This window comes from Brevundimonas sp., from assembly GCF_050729455.1.
Taxonomy (GTDB): Bacteria; Pseudomonadota; Alphaproteobacteria; order Caulobacterales; family Caulobacteraceae; genus Brevundimonas.
In genome coordinates this window covers 1-5165 of sequence record NZ_JBOHLI010000099.1, presented here as the reverse complement: position 1 = coordinate 5165, position 5165 = coordinate 1, and the positions used below count along the sequence as shown (strand labels likewise).

Genomic DNA, 5165 nt, shown 5'->3' with positions numbered 1-5165 from the left:
GCGGCGGCCCTGGGCGCGCCCGAACGGCCTGACGCCACCTTCACCGACCCTTCGGCCTATGGCGGGGCGGCGGACGCGGCGCCGGTCTGGCGCGGGGCGGCGGGCGACATGGCGGGAGCGGTCGCCTTCCTGCGCGGCGTGCTGGGCTAGAGCCAACGCCGTCACCCTCGGGCTTGTCCCGAGGGGCTATGCCGAAGGGCGCGCCAAGCCCTAATCGTCAAGCCGTCGCGCTGATCCGGGCCCGGTTCGTCGCTGACCGATAGGCCCTCGGGACAAGCCCGAGGGTGACGGATCATGTCGGATGGCGGTTCAGTCGCCCGCTTCGGCCCGCGCTTTCAGATTGGCGAGCTGCGTCGCCAGAACGCCGTCGACCGGCGCGGCCCAGCCTTCCAGACCGCCCGGCGCATAGCCGCCGACGATGTAGGACCAGGTCAGGACGGCGCCTTCGCCCTCGGCCTTGACGTCGAACGTCAGCCCGCCGCTCGCGCCCTGGCCCTGCAGAGGACCCAGCCCGCCGCGCAGGACCAGCTTCGCTCCCGGCTCGACCAGGGCTGTCTCCAGATGGCGGGAAACACGGCCGTCCGTCGCCTGCTCGCACCAGCAGCCGCCGGGCGTCAGGTCCAGCGACAGGGTCGAGGCCTTGAACCAGCGGTGGTCGCGGCTCCACCAGCCGTCGGGCGCGGTCAGCGCGGCCCAGACGCGGGAGGGCGGGGCGTTGATCGCCACCGAGCCGCCGACCTCGAAGCCGCCGGGCGCAGCCGACTTCACCTCGGCCAGGGCGGGCGCGGCGCTCAGCGCCAGCAGGGCGGCGGCGGTCGAAATCAGGCGTCCGGGCATGGTGATCCTCCTGAGCGACAGTGGAACGCTTTCCGCGCCGTCCGGTCAACAGTCGTGTCCTTGTGTTTCCCCCGTCTCGCCACGGTCACGGTTTTCCGCTAGAGGAAGTCATGACAGACAAGATGACCCCACAGGCGGCGCTGGACCGCCTCGAAACCCTCTACAATCAATCCGTCGCCAACCTGCGCGCCGCAGTGAAGCGCTTCCTCGAGACCGGCGAGCGCGCCGATCCCGAGGCGCGGGCCGCCGGCCTGTTCGCCTATCCCCGACTGACCGTCAGCTGGTTCGGCGACCGTCCCCAGGATCTGGAGACTCGCGCCTTCGCCCGGCTGTCGCGCCCCGGCGTCTATACGACCACCGTCACCCGCCCCGACCTGTACCGCGCCTATCTGCTGGAACAGCTGACCCTGCTGGTCAGCGAGTACGGCGTGACCCTGGCGGTCGAGCCGTCGGATCAGGAAATCCCCTTCCCCTATGTGCTGGACGGCTCGGGCGTGGCGCTGGACAGCACCATGACGGCCTCCATCGCCCGCTGGTTCCCGACCACGGACCTGGCCCACATCGGCGACGAGATCTCGGACGGCCTGTTCGCGCCGGGCGAGGACTTCCCCCTGGCCCAGTTCGACGGTTTGAGGACCGACTTTTCTCTGGCCCGGCTGCGTCACTACACCGGCACCCCGGTCGAGGACGTGCAGTCCTATGTCCTGTTCACCAACTACCATCGCTACGTCGACGAGTTCGTGCGCTGGGCCTGCGCCCAGCTGGCCGATCCGGACAGCGCCTATGAGACCCTGTCCTGCGCCGGCGGCGTGGTCATCGACCGCGAGACGCCCAATCCCGAGACGGCCATCATGGACGCGGCCTGGCGCCGCCATCAGATGCCGGCCTATCACCTGACCGCGCCGGGCGGGACGGGCATCACCCTGGTCAACATCGGGGTCGGGCCGTCGAACGCCAAGACCATCTGCGACCACCTGGCGGTCACCCGGCCGCACGCCTGGATGATGATCGGCCACTGCGGCGGCCTGCGCGCCAGCCAGACCATCGGCGACTATGTCCTGGCCCACGCCTATCTGCGCGACGACCACGTCCTGGACGCGGTGCTGCCGCCGGACATCCCGATCCCGAACATCGCCGAGGTGCAGCGCGCCCTCTACGACGCCACGAAACAGGTGTCCGGCGCGCCGGGCGAAGAGGTCAAGAAGCGGCTGCGCACCGGCACCGTCGTCACCACTGACGACCGCAACTGGGAGCTGCGCTATTCCAAGTCGGCCCTGCGCTTCAACCAGAGCCGCGCCGTCGCCATCGACATGGAATCGGCCACCATCGCCGCCCAGGGCTATCGCTTCCGCGTGCCCTACGGGACCCTGCTCTGCGTCTCGGACAAGCCGCTGCACGGCGAGATCAAGCTGCCGGGCCAGGCCAACCGCTTCTACGAAGGCTCGATTTCGGAACACCTGCAGATCGGCATCCAGGCGGTCGACCTGCTGCGGGCCGAGGGCGCCAAGCTGCACTCGCGCAAGCTGCGCGCCTTCGACGAGCCGCCATTCCGGTAAGAAGAAGGGCGCTATCGCTTGGCCCGCGGGGCCTCGCTGCTTGAGCGCAACGCAATGACTTAATGAAAGGGCGCTCGGGGATTTCTTCGGGCGCCTTTTTCATTCAGCCCTTCCTGAACAGGTAGAGGCTGAAGCCGAGGAAGGGCGCGCCGAAGTCGAGCATCATCTTGATGCGGTGGGCGGTGGCGGCGACGCTGGGGGCGTCCGCGTGGTCGGGATAGGCGTCCAGCCAGTCGGCGACGGCCGTCTCCATCGCCGTGCGATAGGTCGCCCATTCGGCGTCGTCGCTGATCTCGGCCGAGACGACCTCCAGTCCTGCGTCGCGGGCGGCGGCCTGCCATGCGTCATGGCCGACGTAATAGCCGCCGGTCTCGACCAGTTGGCGCAAGGGGGCCGGCGGCTCCTCCTTCCAGAACAGATCGCCCCAGAGCAGCGCGCCGCCCGGCGTCAGGCGCCGGCTCAGGGCGGCGAAGACGGCGGCGGGGTCGCGCAGTCCCTTGCCCGCCGGCTCGGTTGAGCCGATGGCGACGATCAGGTCAAAGGGTGGAAGGGCCGCCAGCGCCGCCGCCGAGGTCTCGCGCCGTACATTGATCCGCGCCGACAGGTCCGCCGCCCGAACGCGGGCCTCCGCGCCCTCGGCCATGACCGGGTCCAGCTCGACCGCCGTGACGCGGGCGTCCAGGGCGCGGGCCAGATGCATCGACACCGCGCCATAGGCGCAACCGATGTCCATGACCGCCGCGCCGGGGGCCAGACCCGCTTGCCGCGCGGTCGCCTCAAGCCGGTCGATCGACAGGGCGTTGCAGACGGCCAGGGGCTGATAGGCGATGTGATGAAAGGCGACGCGCATGGCCAAGGCCTAGAATGCGTCGCGTCTTCCGTCTCAGAAAAAGAACTTTACAACATAAAGTTCTTGGCGCACTGTCCGATCCACAGGCAGGGAGAGACGCCATGACCCGCGACCAAGTGCAGTCCGTCCACGACGACATCGCCTATATGAAGGCCCTGGCCCAGGAAGGGCGGCAGGCCCCTTTGCTGGGCGGTCGGATCCTGATCGCCGCCGGTCTGATCTTCGGTCTGGCCTCCGTCGTGGCCTATGGCATCGACAGCGGAATCCTCGCGGTGCCGCCCGTCGCCTACGCCGTCCTGTGGGGCGGGGCCACGCTGGCCTTCTTTGCGGCGCTGATCTGGCAGATCCGTAAGACGGACGGCCGGCCGGGCGCTCATTCGGTGGTGAACCGGGCCGGCGGCGCCGGGTGGATGGGCGTCGGTCTGGCCATCTTCGTCATGTCGCTGTCGATGGCTGTGGTCAGTTGGAAGGCGCAGAGCGACGTCGCCTTTATGACCTTCCCGTCGTTGATCTTCGCCCTCTACGGCTCGGGCTGGGCGATGTCGGCGACCGTCAGCGACCAGAAGTGGCAGTGGAAGCTGGCTATCGGCTGCTGGATCGCCGCGCCGCTGATCGCCCTCCTGACCGGCAGTCCGCTGATGTGGCTGGGCTATGCGGCGGGCCTGTTCCTGTTCGCCCTCGTTCCCGGCGTCCTGCTGGTGCGCCAGGAACCGTCGGAGGTGATCTGATCATGGCCGAAACCTTCGACATCGGCCGCATCGACGAGGTCATCCACGGTCGGGTTCGGCTGGGCGTCATGGCCTATCTGTCGGGCGTCGGGACCGCTGACTTCAACGAGCTGAAGGCCCGGCTGCAGACCACGGACGGCAATCTGTCGGTGCACTTGAGGAAGTTGGAGGAGGCGGGCTTCGTCGAGGTCGCCAAGTGCTTTCAGGGCCGCAAGCCCCTGACGCGGGCGACCATGACGGAGGCTGGACGGGACGCCTTCGTCGCCTATCTGGACGCCATGTCCGGTCTGGTCGGCGCCCGGTAGCCTTGATCGGCGAATAGTCTAAGGAAGGCGGTCATGAGCGACCGCCTTCCGCCCTTTCAGGCCATCGATAATTTCCGCGACTACGGCGACTACGCGGTGGCGACGGGGCGCGTGGCGCGCGGGCGGCTGTACCGCTCGGCGCATCAGGCGCGGGCGACCGAGGCCGATCTGGAGCGGCTGGGACGGCTGGCCATCGCCACGGTGGTCGATCTGCGCCGTCCCAGCGAGCGGCGCGACCAGCCGTCGCGGCGACCGGCCGGCTGGGCCGGGCAGGTGATCGAGAGCGCCCATGACGACGGCGGCGAGGCGCCGCATCTCACCTTTCTGAAGAGCGCCGACCTGACCGAGGCTTCCGGTCGCGCCTTCATGACCGAGACCTATCGCCGCCTGCCGTTTGAGCCCGCGCACGTCGATCTGTTCAGCCGCTATTTCGGCGCACTGGCCGAGGCCGAGGGATCGGTTCTGATCCACTGCGCGGCGGGCAAGGACCGCACCGGCCTGCTGGCGGCCCTGACCCACAGCCTGCTGGGCGTGTCGCACGAGGACCTGATCGCCGACTATCTGCTGACCAATATCGCCGTCGATCTGGAGGGCAGGGCCGACGGCATCGCCAGGAAGCTGACCGAGATGACGGGCCGTCCGGCGTCGCACGGGGCCGTGGTCGCCTTCCTCGGCGTCGAGGCCGAGTATCTGGACGGGGCCTTCGCCGAGATCGCGGCGCGGCATGGGTCGATCGGCGGCTATCTGGAACAGGCCCTGGGCGTGGACGCGGCTCTGGCCGAGCGCATCCGGGCGCGGCTGACGGCATGAGCCTGCCCGTCGTCCATGTCGCGCGTCTGGACTGGGTCGAGCCGCTGGCCGTGGCCGCCGGGCTGAACCGGCGCGACGG

At 69.3% G+C, this 5165-nt stretch carries 6 protein-coding genes; 4 read left to right on the top strand and 2 right to left on the bottom strand.

From position 1 onward, the window contains the following. Positions 1 to 309 precede the first annotated feature (309 nt). Positions 310 to 837, bottom strand: coding sequence for an SRPBCC family protein (locus tag ACREEF_RS15475; protein WP_431566462.1), 528 nt, complete (start codon positions 835 to 837; stop codon positions 310 to 312). A gap of 110 nt (positions 838 to 947) precedes the next feature. Here ACREEF_RS15475 and ACREEF_RS15470 point away from each other — a divergent pair, with 110 nt between their 5' ends. Next, entirely contained in the window at positions 948 to 2393 is a 1446-nt protein-coding gene (locus ACREEF_RS15470) for an AMP nucleosidase (protein ID WP_431566461.1), read from the top strand. Positions 2394 to 2496: 103 nt separating this feature from the next. On the opposite strand, the gene ACREEF_RS15465 is transcribed toward ACREEF_RS15470, so the two are convergent. Next, the gene (locus tag ACREEF_RS15465; RefSeq protein WP_431566460.1) at positions 2497 to 3243 is read right to left on the bottom strand and encodes an SAM-dependent methyltransferase; all 747 of its coding nucleotides are present in this window, start codon (positions 3241 to 3243) and stop codon (positions 2497 to 2499) included. 101 nt (positions 3244 to 3344) lie between these two features. Between ACREEF_RS15465 and ACREEF_RS15460 the strand changes: the two genes are divergently transcribed. The 3 genes from ACREEF_RS15460 to ACREEF_RS15450 are packed head-to-tail and all read left to right on the top strand — an operon-like array spanning position 3345 to position 5086. Continuing rightward, on the top strand, positions 3345 to 3971 hold the full coding sequence (locus ACREEF_RS15460) for a hypothetical protein (protein ID WP_431566459.1): 627 nt from the start codon (positions 3345 to 3347) through the stop codon (positions 3969 to 3971). A 2-nt stretch (positions 3972 to 3973) separates the two neighbouring features. Continuing rightward, entirely contained in the window at positions 3974 to 4276 is a 303-nt protein-coding gene (locus tag ACREEF_RS15455; RefSeq protein ID WP_431566458.1) for a winged helix-turn-helix domain-containing protein, read from the top strand. A 33-nt stretch (positions 4277 to 4309) separates the two neighbouring features. After that, positions 4310 to 5086, top strand: a complete 777-nt coding sequence (locus ACREEF_RS15450; RefSeq protein ID WP_431566457.1) for a tyrosine-protein phosphatase — start codon at positions 4310 to 4312, stop codon at positions 5084 to 5086. The last annotated feature ends 79 nt before the right edge of the window (positions 5087 to 5165 follow it).